A 17,053-nucleotide genomic window follows, 5' to 3' on the forward strand; every position below is an offset into this window, starting at 1 on the left:
CCGTCCACGGCGTACCTCACCGGCAACCGGCGGTGCGCCCGCGAGGTCGAGCTGTTCGGCCGGCGGCCGGTGGTGCCGCGGCACGGGACCGCCCGCCCCGGCGAGACGATGATCGTGCCGGTGCTGTGGACGCCGCCGGCCGTCGCGCTGCCCGCCGAGATCGCCCGGGCCGGCGTTTTCGTGCCGTCGCAGCTCAGCGGGGACCACCGCGCCGGATACCGGGCGGCGGGGCTGCTCGGGCTGCTGCGCAGTGGCAAGGAGCAGGTGTTCCAGGCGATCGTGTGGCGCCTGGCGCAGCACGTCGACGCGCTGTGGCGCGACCACCGGGTGGAGCCGCTGTGACGGGGCGGTGCTACTTCTACCTCAGCTACGGCCACTCGGTGCGGCTGCGCGCCGACGACCGTCCCGGCGGCGACCACTGGGCCGGCAAGCTGTTCACCGAGCTGTCCGTCGAGGTGGCGCGGCTGGTCGGCGCCGACCGGCGCGCCCCGGTCGGGTTCTGCGACAACCTGCTGCCGCCGATGACCGACTGGCGCACCGCGCTGCCCGCCGCGCTCGGCCGCGCCGACGTGTTCGTGGCGCTGTGCTCGCCGGACTACCTCACCAAGGGGTGGCCGCTGCGCGAGCGGGCCTCGTTCGCGGGCCGCTACGCCGACCCGGGCACCGCCGAGCGGTTCCAGGTGCCGGTGTTCTGGGTGCCGTGGCCGCGCGGGGAGCACCCCGGCGAGCGGGCGGCCGCGCTGCGGCTGGGCGCCGGCATCCCCGAGTACGCCGACGAGGGCCTGCAGGCGCTGACCCGGCTCGCGATGCACCGCCGGCCGTACCGGGCCGTGCTGCGCCGGCTGGCGTACCGGATCGTCACGCTGGCCGCCGAGGCGCCCCGCCCCGCGCCGCCGGCCGTCGCGTTCGACCGGGTCACCGCGGAGCCGGGCGTGCCCACCGGGATCTTGTTCACCGTCGCGGTGCTCGCCCCGCAGCGCAGCGACGTGCCGCCGGGCCGCTCACCCCGGGCGTACGGGCCCGCGCCGCGCGCCTGGACCCCGCATCGCACCGGGCTGCCGGTCGCCCGCTTCGTGGCCGACGTCGCCGAGCGGCTCGGTCAGCCCGCCCGCGTGGTCGACCGGCCCGGCGACCTGGCGCTGCTCGCCGACGGCGCGGCGCTCGTGCTGATCGACCCGTGGTCGGCGGCCACCCCGGACGGGCTCGAACGGCTCTCCGGGCTGGCCACGCGGATCCCGGCGTGGGCCACCGTGCTGCTGGTCGCGGACCGGACCGACCCCCAGTACGCCGCCCGGGGCGCCCGGCTGCACCACACCGTCGCCGACACGCTGGTCGCCGCCGGGATCGCGCGGCAGCGCATCGCCCTGCTGCGCGACGCCGACCGGCTGGTGGAGCGGGCGCCGTCGCTCATCGACCGCGCGTGCGCCGCGTACCGCCGTACGGCATGGTGCTGGTAGTCAGAGGGCCTTGGCGCGCGTGCCGGGGGTGAAGCGGGCCCGGTAGTCGGTGGCGGTCAGCCCGTAGTGGGCGCGGAAGCGGCGGGCGAAGTAGTTCTGGTCGGGCCAGCCGACGTCCTCGGCGATCGCGCGGACCGTGCGGTCGGTGTGCAGCAGCATCTCGGCGGCCAGCTCGACGCGGTGCCGCGACAGGAACGCCATCGGGGGCAGGCCGGTGGCCGCCTTGAACAGCCGCACCAGGTAGCCGGGCGCCAGGTGCAGGCCGTCGGCCAGGTCGGCCAGCGTCCAGCCGCGGGCGGGGTCGCTCTCGATGCGGCGCATCACCTGCATGACCGCGGGATGCAGGGGCTCGGCGCGCACGCCGGCGCCCAGCGCGCGGGCGACGCAGCCCAGCGCGAGCACCACCCGGGCGATCAGGTCGGCGCGGTGCAGGTGCTGGGGGCGGTGGCGCAGCTCGGCGATCGTGTCCAGGTGCCCGACGTACGCGTCCCGCTCGTCCGCCGGCAGGTGGACGCTCAGCAGGCCGCGGCGCCGCTGCGCGTACGGGCCGGTCCACAGCAGGTGCCCCAGCAGCGGGTCGTCGCGGGTCCAGGCCAGCTCGCGGCGCAGCAGCTCGGCGGAGAAGCAGAAGTTGTAGACCTCCAGCGCGTCGCTGTCCTCGTAGCCGTGCCAGACGCCCGGGCGCAGCAGCACGACGTCGCCGACGCCGATCGGCTGCCGGCCGGTCAGGCTGTGGTGGACCGCGCGGCCGCGGGTCACGACGGCCAGCTCCACGAAGCTGTGCGTGTGCACCGCCATCCCGTCGTCGTGGGCGTGCCGGCCGGCGTACACGAACGAGTCGTCGCCGAAGTAGACGAGCGTGTACTTCTGCTCGATCGTGGCGCCGGTCATGTCAGAGGTCGCGCAGCAGGCCGAGCACCCGGTCCGGGCCGTCGCGCAGCACGTTGTGGCTGACCGGCCATTCCTCGTAGTGCCAGTCGGGGTCGTCGCGCAGCCGCTCCATCGTCACCGGCGCCTGCAGCCCGCCCGGGGTGTCCAGCGCGGCCGCGTACCGCTTGATCGGGACCTGCCGCCACGCGCCGGTCAGCCGGCTCTTCTCCAGCAGCGTCGCGAACGGGTGCGGCTTGGCCCGCTCGTCGAAGAACGGCATCGGGGCCAGCCCCAGCCCGTCGCCGCCGACCGACTCCAGGAAGTACTGCTTGTTGGCCTCGGTGCTGACGTCCCAGCACGACTCGCCGTCCTCGACGATGTCGCTGTCCAGGTGCACCAGCGCGCTGACCCGATCGGGATGCCGGTCGGCCGCCCCGTTGATCACCAGGCCGCCGTAGCTGTGCCCGACCAGCACCACCCGGCCGCCGCCCGCGGTGAGGTCCTCGACCAGCTCGCTGACCTGCTCGACGTGGGTGGTGAGGTTCACCGGGCGGCGGGTCAGGTCGTCGTCGGGCCACAGCCCCGCGAGCGTGACACAGTGCGCCCGGTGGCCGAGCTTCTCCAGCTCGGCGGCGAGCGGCTCGTACCACCACCCGCCGTGCCAGGCGCCGGGGACGAGGACGAAGGTGCTGGCGTCGGTCATCCCAGAAGTATCGCCTTCACGGCTGGAAACGGTAGCCCATCCCCGGCTCGGTGATCAGGTGCCGCGGGCGGGCCGGGTCGTCCTCGAGCTTGCGCCGCAACCGGGCCATGTACTGGCGCAGGTAGTTGGTCTCGGTGCCGTACCGCGGACCCCACACCTCCTGCAGCAGGCTGCGCTGGGTGATCAGCTTGCCCGGGTTGCGCAGCAGCCGTTCGAGCAGCTGCCACTCGGTCGGCGTGAGCCGCTGCTCCGGGGTGATCGTGTGCCCGGTCAGGTCGACCGTGTAGCGGCCCACGGTGACCGGCCCGGCCGGCGCGTCGGACGGATGGATCCGCCGGGTGACCGCCCGGATGCGGGCGAGCAGCTCGTCCACCCCGAACGGCTTGGTCACGTAGTCGTCCGCGCCCGCGTCGAGCGCGCCGACCTTGTCGCTGCCCTCGGCCCGCCCCGACAGCACGATGATCGGCACGGTGCTCCACCCGCGCAGCCCGCGGATCACGTCGGTGCCGTCCATGTCCGGCAGCCCCAGGTCGAGCACCACCAGGTCGGGCGCGTGGGCGGCCGCCGCCGCGAGCGCCTCCGCGCCGTCCGCCGCCACGTCCACGTCGTACCGGCGGGCGCGCAGGTTGATCCGCAGCGCCCGCAGGATCTGCGGGTCGTCGTCGACCACCAGGATGCGGGTCACGGCCTGCCCATCGGCAGTGTCAGCAGCATGGTGAGCCCTCCTCCGGGCGGTGGTCCGTCGTGTGCCGCCGCGCCCGTCGGTGTCGCGTCGGCGGGCCGGGCCGTCGTGAGCTGTCTCGTCTTCCGTCGCGGCGATGCGGGGCGCACGCCCGCGCGCCCTGCGCCGACAGCCGCCCCGCCCAGCAGCCGGCCGGCCCGGCTCCGGACAGTCGCCCCGCCCGGCGGCACCGGACAGAACGGCCGGCTCGGCAGGTCGTTCGCGCCGCCCCGCCAGGCACTGGACAGCCTCCCCGCCCGGCAGCCGCCCCGCCCGGCGGCACCGGACAGAACGGCCGGCTCGGCAGGTCGTTCGCGCCGCCCCGCCCGCCACTGGACAGCCTCCCCGCCCGGCGGCACCGGACAGAACGGCCGGCCCGGCACGTCGTACGCGCCGCCCCGCCCGCCAGCCGCCCCGGCTGGCGGAGCCTGTCGGCAATCGGACAACCCAGCGCCCCCGCCGCGGCGCTCCTTGCCTGTGGATAGTCCGGTTTGTCCGCGCTGCCGGGCGTAGATTCCGCTGCACCCGGATGGGTGGGGGAGGCGGTGGCGCACTACCAGAAGATGTTTCACGTGAATCGGAAATGTCGGAAAAGGGGCTCAGTGCGGGCCGACGGCGGTGACGACGATCGCCGCCGCGCCGATCTCGTCGGAGGCGGCCAGGTCGACGGTGGCGTCGATGCCCCAGTCGTGGTCGCCCTCCGGGTCCTCGAAGACCTGCCGGACCACCCAGGCGCCCGGGCCGGCGTCGATGTGCAGGAACGCGGGCCCCCGCGCGGACGGCCCGGTGCCCAGTGAGTCGTACTCGTCGAAGTAGTCCTCGATCGCGTCCTGCCAGCGCTGCGCGGTCCAGCCGTTCTCGCCGTCGAGCTCGCCGAGCTCGTCCCAGCGGCGCAGCGCGGCCAGCTCGACGCGGCGGAACATGGCGTTGCGTACGAGCACCCGGAACGCGCGGGTGTTGCGGGTGACCGCGGGCGGCTCGTCGAGGCGTACCTCGGGGGCCTCGTCGCCGGGGTTGCGCAGCCGCTCCCACTCGTCGAGCAGGCTCGAGTCGACCTGCCGGACGAGCTCGCCGAGCCACTCGATCAGGTCGGTGAGCTCCTCGGTGCGCGAGTCCTCGGGCACGGTCTGGCGCAGCGCCCGGTACGCGTCGGCGAGGTAGCGCAGCACGAGTCCCTCGGAGCGCGACAGCCCGTAGAACGAGACGTACTCGGTGAAGGTCATCGCCCGCTCGTACATGTCCCGCACGACGCTCTTGGGCTTGAGCTCGTAGTCGGCGACCCACGGGTGACCGCGCCGGTAGGTCTCGTACGCGGCCTCGAGCAGCTCGACCAGCGGCCGCGGGTGGGTGACGTCCTCGAGCAGCTCCATCCGCTGCTCGTACTCGATGCCCTCGGCCTTCATCGCGTTGACGGCCTCACCGCGGGCCTTCTGGCGCTGCGCGGAGAGCACCTGCCGGGGATCCTCCAGCGTCGACTCGATCACCGAGACGACATCGAGGGCGTACGCCGGGTCCTGCGCATCCAGCAGCTCGAGGCACGCGAGGGCGAAGGGTGACAGCGCCTGGTTCAGCGCGAAGTCCAGCTGCAGGTCCTCGGTCAGGCGGTACGTGCCTTCGGGCGTCCGTTCGATGACCCCGCCGGCGACGAGCGCGCGCGCGATCGCGATGGCCCGCCGGATGTGGCGGCGCTGGGCCGCCGGGTCCTCGTGGTTGTCGGTGAGCAGGTGCCGCATCGCCGCGAACGGGTCCCCGCCGCGCGAGATGACGTTGAGCAGCATCGCGTGCGACACCTGGAACGAGCTGGTCAGCGGCTCGGGGTCGGCGGCGACGAGCCGGTCGAAGGTGGGCTGGCCCCAGCCGATCGAGCCCTCGGGCGGCTTCTTGCGGACGACCTTGCGCCGCTTCTTGGGGTCGTCGCCCGCCTTGGCCAGCGCCCGCTCGTTGTCGATCACGTGCTCGGGCGCCTGCACGATCACGGTGCCGAGCGTGTCGTACCCGGCGCGGCCGGCGCGCCCGGCGATCTGGTGGAACTCGCGCGCCTTGAGCAGGCGGGTCTTCACACCGTCGTACTTGGAAAGGCCGGTGAACAGCACCGTACGGATGGGAACGTTGATCCCGACGCCGAGTGTGTCGGTGCCGCAGATCACCTTGAGCAACCCGGCCTGGGCGAGGGTCTCCACCAGGCGGCGGTACTTGGGCAGCATGCCCGCGTGGTGCACACCGATGCCGTGCCGCACGAGCCGCGACAGCTGCTTGCCGAAGCCCGCGGTGAACCGGAAGCTGCCCAGCGCGGTGGCGATCGCGTCTTTCTCGGCGCGGGTGGCCATGTTGATGCTCATCAGCGACTGCGCCCGCTCCAGCGCGGCGGCCTGCGTGAAGTGCACGATGTAGACCGGCGCCTGGTGCGTCTGGAGCAGCTCCTCGATCGTCTCGTGCAACGGCGTCATCGCGTACGAGAAGATCAGCGGGACCGGCCGCTCCACGCTGCTCACCACCGCGGTCGGCCGGCCCGTACGGCGGGAGAGGTCGTCCACGAAGCGGGTGGTGTCGCCCAGCGTGGCGGACATGAGGATGAACTGCGCCTGCGGCAGCTCGATCAGCGGCACCTGCCACGCCCAGCCGCGGTCGGGCTCGGCGTAGAAGTGGAACTCGTCCATCACGACCTGGCCGACGTCGGCGTCCGCGCCCTCGCGCAGCGCCAGGTTCGCCAGCACCTCGGCGGTGCAGCAGATGATCGGCGCGTCCGCGTTCACGCTGGCGTCGCCGGTGAGCATGCCGACGTTGTGCGCGCCGAAGACCGCGCACAGGGCGAAGAACTTCTCGCTGACCAGCGCCTTGATCGGGGCGGTGTAGAAGGTCGTGCGGCCGTCGGCCAGCGCGACGAAGTGCGCGCCGGTCGCCACCAGGCTCTTGCCCGAGCCGGTCGGGGTGTTCAGGATGACGTTCGCCCCGGTGGCGATCTCGATGAGCGCCTCCTCCTGATGGGTGTAGAGGGCGAGGCCCTGCTCGGTCGCCCACTTCTGGAAGGCGTCGAACACGGCGTCGGGCTCGGCGGTGCCGGGCAGGCGGTCGGTCAGCGTCATGATGCGTTCACTATATGGATCAGCTCCGTGGCCATTGCGCGAGGCGTTGCCGCAGCTGGCCGATCTGCTGCGGGGAGAGGCCGTACAGCGCGAAGCGCGCGTCGTCCAGCCGGTCCAGGTACCGCCCCGCGTCCGCCACGTCTTCCGGGTCCAGCGCCGGGTCCGCCGCGCGGCCCAGCGCCAGCACCTTCTCCAGCGGATAGCGCTCCAGCGCCGCTGCCACGTCGATGTAGTCGCGCACCTCGCGCCGGTTGACCAGCGCCGCGACCTTGGTGGCCACCAGGTCGTCGAGGTGCATCACCGGCCCGAGCCCCATCACCACCGGCTTCTTCGAACGGTCCAGCCGGCACAGCGTCAGCCGCAGCGCCTGGTGCTCGCTGGCCACCAGGAACTCGCGCAGGTCCTCGTCCATGCCCTCGAAGAGCTCGTCGCCCTCCTCGCGCACCACCCGGTAGCCCGCCGCCCGCAGCGCCGCCGTGACCTCCCCGGCCGCCGCCGCCACGCCCCCGGCCGTGTCGGTGAACAGGTCGACGTCCTCGGTGGGGCGCTGCACCAGCCCGTTGACCAGCCAGGCGAACCCGCCGCCCAGCACGAACCCGTGCTTGGTCGCCACCGCGAGCGCGATGCGGGCCACGTCGGAGTAGAAGTCGTCGACGCTCGCCACCGGCCCAGGCTATCCCGCCCCTCCACGCCGGCTGTTTCGTCGATCACCGCTGTCGATCACCGCTGTCGATCACCGGTGGGGCCATCCCTACCCCCCACCCACCCGGGGAGCTGTGCGGCGAGCCTACGCCGCCGGCCCGCCCGGCGCGCCGCGTTGTCCACAGGGTGCGCTATGCGCAGACGGCTCTGTCCACAGCCCGCCATGCGTGCCGCAGCTGGGCGTGGCGAGCCTCCCAGGCGGCGCGCACGCCGCGGGGGAGGTTGAGCTCCGGCCAGATGCGCACCAGCGTCGGGCCGTGCAGGTAGGTGCGCAGCTCCTCGACGCGGATGGCCTCGCGCAGGACGTTCTCGTACATCCAGGCGAGCATCGTCGGCTCTTCCAGGTCGAACGCCCGCCGCGGGCCCCACCACAGCCGCAGCGGGAGCTCCACGAGCCCGTGGGTGGGGCCGGCCAGCTCGACCAGCGTGCCCGCCACCAGCACCGGCCGGTGGGGCCGGGCGAGGTGCACAGCGGCACGGGTGGCGGTGGTCATGCGATCAGCGTAAACCGACATGCCGCTCCCACCGAGTTCCTAGCCTCCTAGGATGCTCTAGCGGCGGAGCCGCAGACCGCAGAACTGACGCCTTCGGCGACTCACCAACCACAAGCGGAACCGGCACCGGGGACGGTACGGCCGGTGCCTGCGGCGTGGCGGCGGGCGGCGGGCGGTGCGGCCGGGAGTCGGCGCGGCGGCGAGCGGGGGTTGGAGCAGCGCCGGGCGGCGGGCGGGAGTCGGCGCGGCGGCGAGCGGGGGTTGGGGCGGCGGCGGGCGGAGTCGGCGCGGCGGCGTGGCGGCGGGCGGGAGTCAGCGCGGCGAGGGGGCGCCGGGCGGCGTGGCCGGGCGTCGACGCAGCGGGGGCGCCGACTCCCCACTGCCTACACGGTCGCGAGGCGCGCCGCGACCACCAGATCGTGCAGCTCGGCAACGGCGGACGGCGCCGGCCGGGCGGGCAGCCGCGAGGCGTCCCGGTCCTCCTCGAGCCCGGCCCGCAGCGCCGCGGCGTCGGCGTACAGCCGGTCGAGCAGTTCGGCCGGGAACGGCGCCTTCTCGGCGGAGCGCTTCAGCTCGATCAGCGCCGGCACGTACGGCACCTGCGCTCCGAGCACGCCGAGGTCGGTCTCCAGCTCCCCGGTGCGCATGAGGTGGCGGCCGGTGAGGAGCACGCGCAGCCAGTACAGCGCGGCCTTCAGGCGGCCGGTGCGGGCGAACAGCCGTTCCTGCGAGGTGGCGAAGCCCAGGTAGTGGTGGGCGTGCCCGGAGGTGACGAACGACGGCGCCAGGGCCACGAGGTCGCGGTGCAGCGAGGTGGTGGTGACCACCAGCGGGGAGAGCAGCTGTTCGAGGACGTAGCCGTTGCGGCTGTTGAGCAGCCGGGCGAACTTGTGCAGGTCGTGGCTGACCACGTCGAGTTCGACGCCGTCGCGGACGCCGCCGGTCTGCAGCGTCGACGGGCCGGTGTGCAGGCCGACGACCTCGGCTACGGGCAGCACGTGGGCGGCGCGCAGGTCGAGGTCGGAGTCGACGGAGGCGAAGCCGTAGAGGTGGGCGCCGCTGACCGTCGCGAACACGACCGGATACGGCAGCTCGGCGACGACCTCGGCGGACCAGGCGGGCACTGTCGTGGTCACTGCAGACCCCTTTCCCGTACGCCGGAGAGCAGTCGGTCGACGGCGGCCCGGTCCGGCGAGGCGGGCAGCGTGGTGGAGGCGAGCGCGGCCGCGAGATCTTCCTGCAGGTCGCCGGCCCAGCCGGTCACGGCGTCCCAGGTCAGCGCGCCGTTGCGGACGTCGAGCAGCCGGGTGCGCAGCGGCCGCACGTCGACGAGCACGTCGCCGGTGCGCAGCACGTGCGCGCCGGCGATCAGCAGCCGGATCATGTGCATGGCCTGCTTCCAGTTGGTCTCGCCGGTGCGGGCCCGGCGGGCGGCGACCCGGGCGAGCTGGTCGCGGGCGTACTCGCCGTACGTGTCGCCGACCCGGCGGGACAGGAACGCGTGCCGGGCGGCGAGCAGCTCGGCGCCGTCGGGGGTGAGCCGTTCGACCACGGGCGACCAGAGCACTTCGAGGACGGTCGGGTTGGCCTGCAGCGCGAGCGTGCAGAACCGTTCGATCTCCCACGAGAACTGTTCGGGCTGCGGGCCGTCGAGGTGGGTGGGCGGCTTGTCGAGCGGGAAGAACAGGCGGGTCGGGGCGGCGTAGACGCCGCGGCGGTCGTGGTCGGAGGCGGGCCCGGACAGTCCGTAGGCGCGCGACCCGACCACGACCCCGAGGATCGTGTGCCGCTCGACCAGTTCGATCATGCGGCGACGATACGGAGAACGGGGCGGCGCCGCCGCCGATTTACAGGTCGAGCACGGTGCCGTCGATGTCGCCGAGCTCGGCCTCGCTCAGCGCGAGGTTGCCGATGGCGGCGACGTTGTTCTCGAGCTGCTGCACGCTGCTGGCGCCGATGATGAGGCTGGTCATCCGCTCGTCGCGCAGGCCCCAGGCGAGCGCCATCTGGGCGAGCGACTGCCCGCGCCGCTGGGCGATGTCGTTGAGCGCGTGCAGCCGGGCGAGGGTCTGCTTGTCGAGGTCGCTCTCGTTGAGGAAGGTGCTCGTGCGCACCCGGGAGTCGTCGGGGATGCCGCCCAGGTAGCGGTCGGTGAGCAGGCCCTGCTGCAGGGGGCTGAACGCGATGCAGCCGGCGCCGGCGTCGGCGAGCGTGTCGAGCAGGTTGTCCTTCTCGATCCAGCGGTTGAGGATCGAGTACGACGGCTGGTGGATCAGCAGCGGCGTACCGAGGTCCTTGAGGATCTTCGCCGCAGCAAGAGTCTGCGCGGACGTGTAGTTGGACAGACCGACGTACTGGGCCTTGCCCGCGCGGACCACGGCGTCGAGCGCGCTCATGGTCTCCTCGAGCGGGGTGTCCGGGTCGGGCCGGTGGTGGTAGAAGATGTCGACGTAGTCGAGGCCGAGCCGCTTGAGCGACTGGTCGAGCGAGCTGACCAGGTACTTGCGCGAGCCCCATTCGCCGTACGGGCCGGGCCACATGTAATAGCCGGCCTTGGTGGAGATGACGAGCTCGTCGCGGTGCGCCCGGAAGTCGGTGGCCAGGATGCGGCCGAAGTTGCTCTCCGCGCTGCCGGGCGGCGGGCCGTAGTTGTTGGCCAGGTCGAAGTGGGTGACGCCCAGGTCGAAGGCGCGGCGCACGATGTCGCGCTGGCGCTCCCAGGGCCGTCCGTCGCCGAAGTTGTGCCACAGGCCGAGCGAGATGACGGGCAGGCGCAGGCCGCTGCGCCCGGCGCGCCGGTAGGGCATGGTGTCGTAGCGGTCTTCCGCGGGGGTGTAGGTCACAACCCCACCCTAGAGACACGGGTCCGCACCATGATCGCTGGTAGGTTGGGTGCCAGCCATGCGGGAGAGACCGAGGGTTCACCTCGGCGCCGAAGGGGCAAATCCTCCCCGGAACCTCTCAGGCAAAAGGACCGCGTGGGCGAGCGACTCTGAAGCCGTGCGCGTGCGCGCCGGTGACAGAGGGGGAGGCCGCCTTGTCGACCTCTCTAAGGAGCCGTCATGACGTTCGCTGACCGGCACATCGGACCGGACACCGACGAGCAGACCCACATGCTCAAGACCATCGGCTACGCGTCGCTCGACGCGCTGATGGACGCCGCGATCCCCGAGGTGATCCGGTGGCACGGGTCGCTGAACCTGCCTGACGCCGCCTCCGAGGAGGAGACGATCGCGGAGCTGCGCGAGATCGCGGGCCGCAACCAGGTCACCACCTCGATGATCGGGCTGGGCTACTACGGCACGCACACCCCCGCGGTGATCAAGCGGAACGTGCTGGAGAACCCCGCCTGGTACACGGCGTACACCCCGTACCAGCCGGAGATCAGCCAGGGCCGGCTCGAGGCGCTGCTGAACTTCCAGACGATGGTGACCGACCTCACCGGCCTGACCACGGCGAACGCGTCGATGCTCGACGAGGGCACCGCGGTCGCGGAGGCGATGACGCTCGCTAAGCGCGCCTCCAAGTCCAAGTCCCAGGTGTACGTCGTGGACGCCGACACGCTGCCGCAGACGCTGGCGATCCTGCGGACCCGCGCCGAGCCGCTCGGCATCGAGCTGCGGCTGGTGGACCTGGACGCCGGCGACGAGCTGCCCGGGAAGTTCTTCGGGCTGCACCTGCAGTACCCGGGCGCCTCCGGAGCCGTACGGGACCACGCCTCGCTGGTCGCCGCGGCGCACGAGAAGGGCGCGCTGGTCACGGTCGCCGCGGACCTGCTGGCGCTGACGCTGCTGCGCGCGCCGGGCGAGATCGGCGCGGACATCGCGGCCGGCACCACCCAGCGGTTCGGGGTGCCGCTGGGCTTCGGCGGCCCGCACGCCGGCTACCTGGCGGTACGCGCCGGGCTCGAGCGCTCGCTGCCCGGCCGGCTGGTCGGGGTGTCCAAGGACGCCGACGGCGCCCCGGCGTACCGCCTCGCCCTGCAGACCCGCGAGCAGCACATCCGCCGCGAGAAGGCGACCAGCAACATCTGCACCGCGCAGGTGCTGCTGGCCGTGATGGCGAGCATGTACGCGGTCTACCACGGCCCGCGGGGGTTGCGGGAGATCGCCAAGCGGGTGCACGACCACGCCCTCACGATCGCCGGCAGCCTGGGCGCCGCCGGTGTCGAGGTGGCGCACGACGCGTTCTTCGACACGGTGACCGCCGTGGTGCCGGGCCGCGCCGCCGAGATCGTCGCCGCGGCCGCCGGCCAGGGCGTCGACCTGCGGCTGGTGGACGCCGACCGGGTCTCGGTCTCGGCCGACGAGACGACCACCGCCGCGCACGTCGCGACCGTGCTGGGCGCCTTCGGCGTGCCGGTGGCCGCGCCCGCGGCGTGCGGCGCGAAGCCGCTCGGGCGCACGAGCGATTACCTGACCCACCCGGTGTTCAACACCCACCACTCCGAGACCAGCATGCTGCGCTACCTGCGCAAGCTGTCCGACCGTGACTACGCGCTGGACCGCGGCATGATCCCGCTGGGCTCCTGCACGATGAAGCTCAACGCGACCACCGAGATGGAACCGGTCACCTGGCCGGAGTTCGCGAACATCCACCCGTACGCCCCCGCGTCCCGCACCGCCGGCTACGAGCAGCTCGTGGCCACGCTCGAGGGCTGGCTGGCCGAGATCACCGGGTACGACGCGGTGAGCGTGCAGCCCAACGCGGGCTCGCAGGGTGAGCTGGCCGGGCTGCTGGCGATCCGCGGCTACCACCGCGCGCGCGGCGAGGAGCACCGCACGGTGTGCCTGATCCCGTCGAGCGCGCACGGCACGAACGCGGCCAGCGCCGTGATGGCCGGCATGCGCGTGGTCGTGGTGGCCTGCGACGACGCGGGCAACGTCGACATGACCGACCTGCACGCCAAGATCGAGGCGCACGCCGCGAACCTGGCGGCGATCATGGTGACCTACCCGTCGACCCACGGCGTGTACGAGACCTCGATCGCCGACCTGTGCGCCGCGGTGCACGAGGCCGGCGGCCAGGTGTACGTGGACGGCGCGAACCTCAACGCGCTGGTCGGCTTCGCCCGGCCGGGCAAGTTCGGCGCGGACGTGTCGCACCTGAACCTGCACAAGACGTTCTGCATCCCGCACGGCGGCGGCGGCCCCGGCGTCGGCCCGGTCGCGGTGCGCGCGCACCTCGCCGAGTTCCTGCCCGGCGACCCGCTCGAGCCGGGCGAGCACCACGCGGTGTCCGCGGCGGCGCACGGCTCCGCGGGGATCCTGCCGATCTCGTGGGCGTACCTGCGGATGATGGGCCCCGACGGGCTGGCCGCGGCGACCGGCACGGCCGTGCTGACGGCCAACTACGTGGCCGCGCGGCTGCGCGAGCACTACCCGGTGCTGTACGCGGGCAACAACGGGCTGGTCGCGCACGAGTGCATCCTCGACCTGCGGCCGATCACCAAGGCGACCGGCGTCTCGGTCGACGACGTGGCCAAGCGGCTGATCGACTACGGCTTCCACGCGCCGACGATGTCGTTCCCGGTGGCCGGCACGCTGATGGTGGAGCCGACCGAGAGCGAGGACCTGGCCGAGCTCGACCGGTTCATCGCCGCGATGATCGCCATCAAGGGCGAGATCGACCAGGTGGCGGCGGGGGTGTGGCCCAAGGGCGACAACCCGCTGTCCAACGCGCCGCACACCGCGGCGGCCGTGTCGGCCGACGAGTGGGAGCACCCGTACCCGCGGTCGGTGGCGGGCTTCCCGGCGGGTGTGGACCGCACGGCCAAGTACTGGCCGCCGGTGCGCCGCATCGACGGCGCCTACGGCGACCGCAACCTGGTCTGCTCGTGCCCGTCGCCGGAGGCGTTCGAGGACTGAGCTGTTCAGGACCGGGCGAGTGCTGGGGCCGTCGCTGCTGCGGCGGCCCTTTTCGCTGGTCGTCCGGCCGCGCGGGGCGTCGTCGTCCGCGCGGGCCGGTGGGAGCGCGACCACCGGATTCGATCAACTACGATGGGTGACGACCTCGTCCGGTGGCGAGCCCGTTCGCGACGGCCCCGCGGGGGCCGTGCGGATCAGGCGGCGAGCGCGTGGCGGGCGGGGCCCCGGTGCGGCTCGATCATCGTGCCGTCGGGCAGGATCTCGCCGGTGTCCTCGAAGACGATGACACCGTTGCAGAGGAGGCTCCAACCCTGCTCCCGGCAAGAAGCAACGGTTTTGGCGGCCTCGCGGTCGATGGCGTGTGAGCTGGGGCAAGGAGTTGCGTGCTGGCACATCGGTGGTTCTCCGGTCGGGGGTTTGTGTGATGACTCACAACAACGGTGACGGACGTTACCTCACATCGAACGACGACGGTTCAACCCGGTGACGGTGTCCCCGTTGACAGAGTCCTCGTCTCCGATGGTCCACGGAAGCCGGTCGTTCGGCCACTTCCCGTCACCCCTGTCCGTCGCGGCGCCGGCGTCTCCGGCGTCCTGCCTGGGCCGTCACCGTCCGTCGAACTTCTTCCAGTGGTCCAGGTGGGACGGCGGCGACCCCGCAGAGCTTGTCGCCGAGTACCTCGCCGCCAACGGACTAGGCGTGCGAAATATCGGCCGAACGGCCAGTGAGATCCACCCGACCGGCGCGGGGTCGCTCTGCGGCGCCGCACTGTATGTGTCCGCCGATGCCGCCTGCGTGATGGCCGGCGGCGCCCCCGGAGCCCCGACCCCGATCCCCGCCGTCCCGGACGTCTACGCCGTCGTCTTCGAGCACTACGACCCCGACGGTGGGCTGCCGGGAGGTGCGGGAGCTGGTAGTCAGCCGGGTTCCGCCGCCGGCCGGTCGCCGGATCCTGCCGCCATCCGTCCGGGCCCCCCGCCGGGTTCCACGGCCGGCTGCCCGCCGGGTTCCGCGGCCGACTGGGTGCCGGATTCCGCCGCGGCCGGTTGGTGGCTGGGGGAGTGGACGCCGAGCTGGTCCGAGGCCGAGCACGCCGCTGCCGTCGAGGCCGCCCGGCGCGCCATCGGGCGTGGCGACGTCTACCAGGTCAACGTCGTGGGTCATGCCTCGGCCCCGTACGCCGGTGACCCCCTTGCGGCCCTGCGGCGGGTGGCCGCGCTGCCCGGCGCCCGCTACGGCGGCGTGCTGGCGGGCCCCGGCTGGGCGATGGCCACCGCGTCCCCGGAGACCCTGGTCGAGGTGCGCGACGGCCGCGTGATCACCCGGCCGATCAAGGGCACGCGGCCCGCCACCGAACGCGGTCGCGCGGAGTTGCTGGCGTCGGCCAAGGAACGGGCCGAGCACGTCATGATCGTCGACCTGTCCCGCAACGACCTCGCCCGCCTGCCCGGCGTGGGCGCGGTCGAGGTGGACGAGCTGTTCGCCGTACGGCGCTGGTCCGGTCTGTGGCAGGCCGAGTCGGTCGTGTCGGCGCCCGTGGTGGGCGACCTGCCGCTGCCGGAGCTGCTGCGCGCGCTGGTGCCCGGCGGTTCGGTCACCGGCGCCCCGAAGCTGGCCGCGCTGGCCGAGATCGCCCGCCTCGAGCCGGTCGGCCGCGGCGTGAGCATGGCCGCGGTCGGCTGGATCGGGCCCGGCCGGTTCGACCTGGGCCTGACCATCCGCACCGTGGCCGTCGACGGCCACCGCGTGCACGCCTGGGCCGGCGGCGGCATCACCTGGGACAGCGACCCGGCCGCCGAGGTGGCCGAGGCCGCCGCCAAGCTGGCTCCGATCAAGGCCGCCTTGGCCGGAGGGGACCCCGCATGACGTGGACGACCGGGGAGCTGCAGCGGATCGCGGCCGCCGAGGAGCTGGAGATCGCGGCGCGGCGGGCCGACGGGACCCCGCGCCGTCCGCTGCCGATCTGGGTCGTGGTGGTCGGCGACGCCGTGTACGTGCGCACCTGGCACCGGCGCGGCACCGGCTGGTTCGGTCACGTGCTGGCGACCGGACGGGCCGGCATCCGGGTGCCCGGCCTGGCAGCCGACGTGGCCGTCGAGGACGTCGGCGCGGGACCGGACGAGCTGCGTGCCGGCATCGACGCCGCCTACCGCGCGAAGTACGGCCGGTACGGGGCGGGCGCGGTGAGCGCCATGGTGTCGGACGCGGCCGCCGCGGCGACCCTGCGGCTCGACAAGCAGCCGCGCGAATAAGCGTTGGCGGCCGGCCCGGCCCGGTGGTAGACAGCCCGACGTGGAAGAGATCCTGGAGTTTGCCGACCGGCTGCGGCTGATCGACGAGCGGTCGGCCGCGTTCCGCGCCGCGGTGGCCGCCGCGCCCGATCCGGGCGTACGGGTGCCGTCCTGCCCGGACTGGACGCTTGCCGACCTGGTGCAGCACCTGGGGGAGGGGCGGCGCAGGTGGGCTGCCACCGTCGCGGCGGGGCCGGCCGAGGCGCCGCCCCCGAAGCCGGTGTGGGCGAGCGCCGCGCCGCAGGGCCGGGAGGCGCAGCTGGAGTGGCTGGCCGAGGGGACGCGGCAGCTGCTGGCCGCCCTGCGCGAGGCGGGCCCCGGCCGCGGGGTCTGGGCGTGGTGGGACGAGGTGCAGTCCCCGCGCACCTGCGCCACGGTGGCCCGGCACCAGCTGCAGGAGATCGCGGTGCACACCTACGACGCGCAGCTCGCCGCGGGCGCGCCGCAGCCGCTGCCGGTCGAGGTGGCGCTCGACGGGGTCGAGGACTTCCTGCTCACCTGCGTCGCGACGACGTCCGCGTGGCCGCACGAGCCCGCCGTGGTGCACTACCACGCCGCGGAGGGCCGCTCCTGGCGCATCGAGCTGTCCGCCGACGGCGCCCGCTCCCGCCGCATCGCCCCGCCCGGCGCCGACGCGCCGCCCGCCGACGCCACGGCCGCGGGCACGGCCGGCGAGCTGGTGCTGTGGTTCTACGGCCGGATCCCGACGGACGCGCTGAAGCTCGACGGCGACCGGCGGGTGTTCGACCGGCTCATCGCCTGGGAGCCCGCCTAGACGGAGCGCGGGACCTGGCCGTGGGCGGGGTGAGCGGGCACCATGGGTGGCCACCGAGCGGGCCGGCTTGGAGGTCGGAGCCGTGAGGCG

At 73.6% G+C, this 17,053-nt stretch carries 15 protein-coding genes, 1 pseudogene and 1 riboswitch; of the genes and pseudogenes, 6 read left to right on the forward strand and 10 right to left on the reverse strand.

Translation table 11 applies throughout. The annotated features are described in order from the left end of the window. Positions 1 to 342 (forward strand): annotated as a pseudogene (locus tag ACSNN8_RS20480) (hypothetical protein); the annotation flags it as partial. Continuing rightward, complete coding sequence (fsxC, locus tag ACSNN8_RS20485) at positions 339 to 1,457, forward strand: FxsC protein (protein ID WP_436650882.1); 1,119 nt, start codon at positions 339 to 341, stop codon at positions 1,455 to 1,457. The pseudogene ACSNN8_RS20480 and the gene fsxC, both read left to right, overlap by 4 nt. Here the strand turns inward: fsxC and ACSNN8_RS20490 are convergent, their stop codons facing one another. The 9 genes from ACSNN8_RS20490 to mgrA all read right to left on the reverse strand — a co-directional run bounded on the left by ACSNN8_RS20490 (position 1,458) and on the right by mgrA (position 10,873). Next, the gene (locus tag ACSNN8_RS20490; protein WP_436650883.1) at positions 1,458 to 2,348 is read right to left on the reverse strand and encodes an AraC family transcriptional regulator; all 891 of its coding nucleotides are present in this window, start codon (positions 2,346 to 2,348) and stop codon (positions 1,458 to 1,460) included. A gap of 1 nt (position 2,349) precedes the next feature. Next, entirely contained in the window at positions 2,350 to 3,030 is a 681-nt protein-coding gene (locus tag ACSNN8_RS20495; protein WP_436650884.1) for an alpha/beta hydrolase, read from the reverse strand. Positions 3,031 to 3,046: 16 nt separating this feature from the next. Then, positions 3,047 to 3,715, reverse strand: a complete 669-nt coding sequence (locus tag ACSNN8_RS20500) for a response regulator (protein WP_436650886.1) — start codon at positions 3,713 to 3,715, stop codon at positions 3,047 to 3,049. A 635-nt stretch (positions 3,716 to 4,350) separates the two neighbouring features. Further along, entirely contained in the window at positions 4,351 to 6,834 is a 2,484-nt protein-coding gene (locus tag ACSNN8_RS20505) for a DEAD/DEAH box helicase (protein ID WP_436650887.1), read from the reverse strand. Positions 6,835 to 6,853: 19 nt separating this feature from the next. Beyond that, positions 6,854 to 7,498, reverse strand: coding sequence for a nucleotidyl transferase AbiEii/AbiGii toxin family protein (locus ACSNN8_RS20510; RefSeq protein ID WP_436650888.1), 645 nt, complete (start codon positions 7,496 to 7,498; stop codon positions 6,854 to 6,856). Between the two features lie 169 nt (positions 7,499 to 7,667). Next, positions 7,668 to 8,030, reverse strand: coding sequence for a hypothetical protein (locus tag ACSNN8_RS20515; protein ID WP_436650889.1), 363 nt, complete (start codon positions 8,028 to 8,030; stop codon positions 7,668 to 7,670). Between the two features lie 383 nt (positions 8,031 to 8,413). Further along, positions 8,414 to 9,166, reverse strand: coding sequence for a nucleotidyltransferase domain-containing protein (locus ACSNN8_RS20520; protein ID WP_436650890.1), 753 nt, complete (start codon positions 9,164 to 9,166; stop codon positions 8,414 to 8,416). After that, positions 9,163 to 9,837, reverse strand: a complete 675-nt coding sequence (locus tag ACSNN8_RS20525; protein ID WP_436650891.1) for a nucleotidyltransferase domain-containing protein — start codon at positions 9,835 to 9,837, stop codon at positions 9,163 to 9,165. Before ACSNN8_RS20525 ends, ACSNN8_RS20520 begins: the two co-directional genes overlap by 4 nt. Positions 9,838 to 9,877: 40 nt before the next feature. Next, positions 9,878 to 10,873: an L-glyceraldehyde 3-phosphate reductase gene (gene mgrA, locus ACSNN8_RS20530; protein ID WP_436650892.1), complete on the reverse strand. Its 996-nt coding sequence runs from the start codon at positions 10,871 to 10,873 to the stop codon at positions 9,878 to 9,880. 51 nt (positions 10,874 to 10,924) lie between these two features. Then, a riboswitch (glycine riboswitch) is annotated at positions 10,925 to 11,017 on the forward strand. 75 nt (positions 11,018 to 11,092) lie between these two features. Between mgrA and gcvP the strand changes: the two genes are divergently transcribed. After that, positions 11,093 to 13,897 (forward strand): aminomethyl-transferring glycine dehydrogenase, encoded by a 2,805-nt coding sequence (gene gcvP, locus ACSNN8_RS20535; protein WP_436650893.1) that lies wholly within the window; start codon positions 11,093 to 11,095, stop codon positions 13,895 to 13,897. Positions 13,898 to 14,091: 194 nt separating this feature from the next. Here the strand turns inward: gcvP and ACSNN8_RS20540 are convergent, their stop codons facing one another. Next, positions 14,092 to 14,292, reverse strand: a complete 201-nt coding sequence (locus tag ACSNN8_RS20540) for a DUF5999 family protein (RefSeq protein ID WP_436650894.1) — start codon at positions 14,290 to 14,292, stop codon at positions 14,092 to 14,094. Positions 14,293 to 14,458: 166 nt separating this feature from the next. On the opposite strand from ACSNN8_RS20540, the gene ACSNN8_RS20545 reads away from it, so the two are divergent. Genes ACSNN8_RS20545 through ACSNN8_RS20555 form a run of 3 tightly spaced genes read left to right on the forward strand, consistent with a single transcriptional unit; the run spans position 14,459 to position 16,963 of the window. Next, entirely contained in the window at positions 14,459 to 15,763 is a 1,305-nt protein-coding gene (locus ACSNN8_RS20545) for a chorismate-binding protein (RefSeq protein WP_436651086.1), read from the forward strand. After that, a complete protein-coding gene (locus tag ACSNN8_RS20550) occupies positions 15,760 to 16,149 on the forward strand; it encodes a DUF2255 family protein (protein WP_436650895.1) in 390 nt (129 codons plus the stop codon). The genes ACSNN8_RS20545 and ACSNN8_RS20550 overlap by 4 nt, the downstream gene beginning before the upstream one ends. A gap of 40 nt (positions 16,150 to 16,189) precedes the next feature. Further along, a complete protein-coding gene (locus tag ACSNN8_RS20555) occupies positions 16,190 to 16,963 on the forward strand; it encodes a maleylpyruvate isomerase N-terminal domain-containing protein (RefSeq protein WP_436650896.1) in 774 nt (257 codons plus the stop codon). The last annotated feature ends 90 nt before the right edge of the window (positions 16,964 to 17,053 follow it).

The sequence above is a fragment of the Actinoplanes sp. URMC 104 genome (assembly GCF_051386375.1).
Classification (GTDB): Bacteria; Actinomycetota; Actinomycetes; order Mycobacteriales; family Micromonosporaceae; genus Actinoplanes.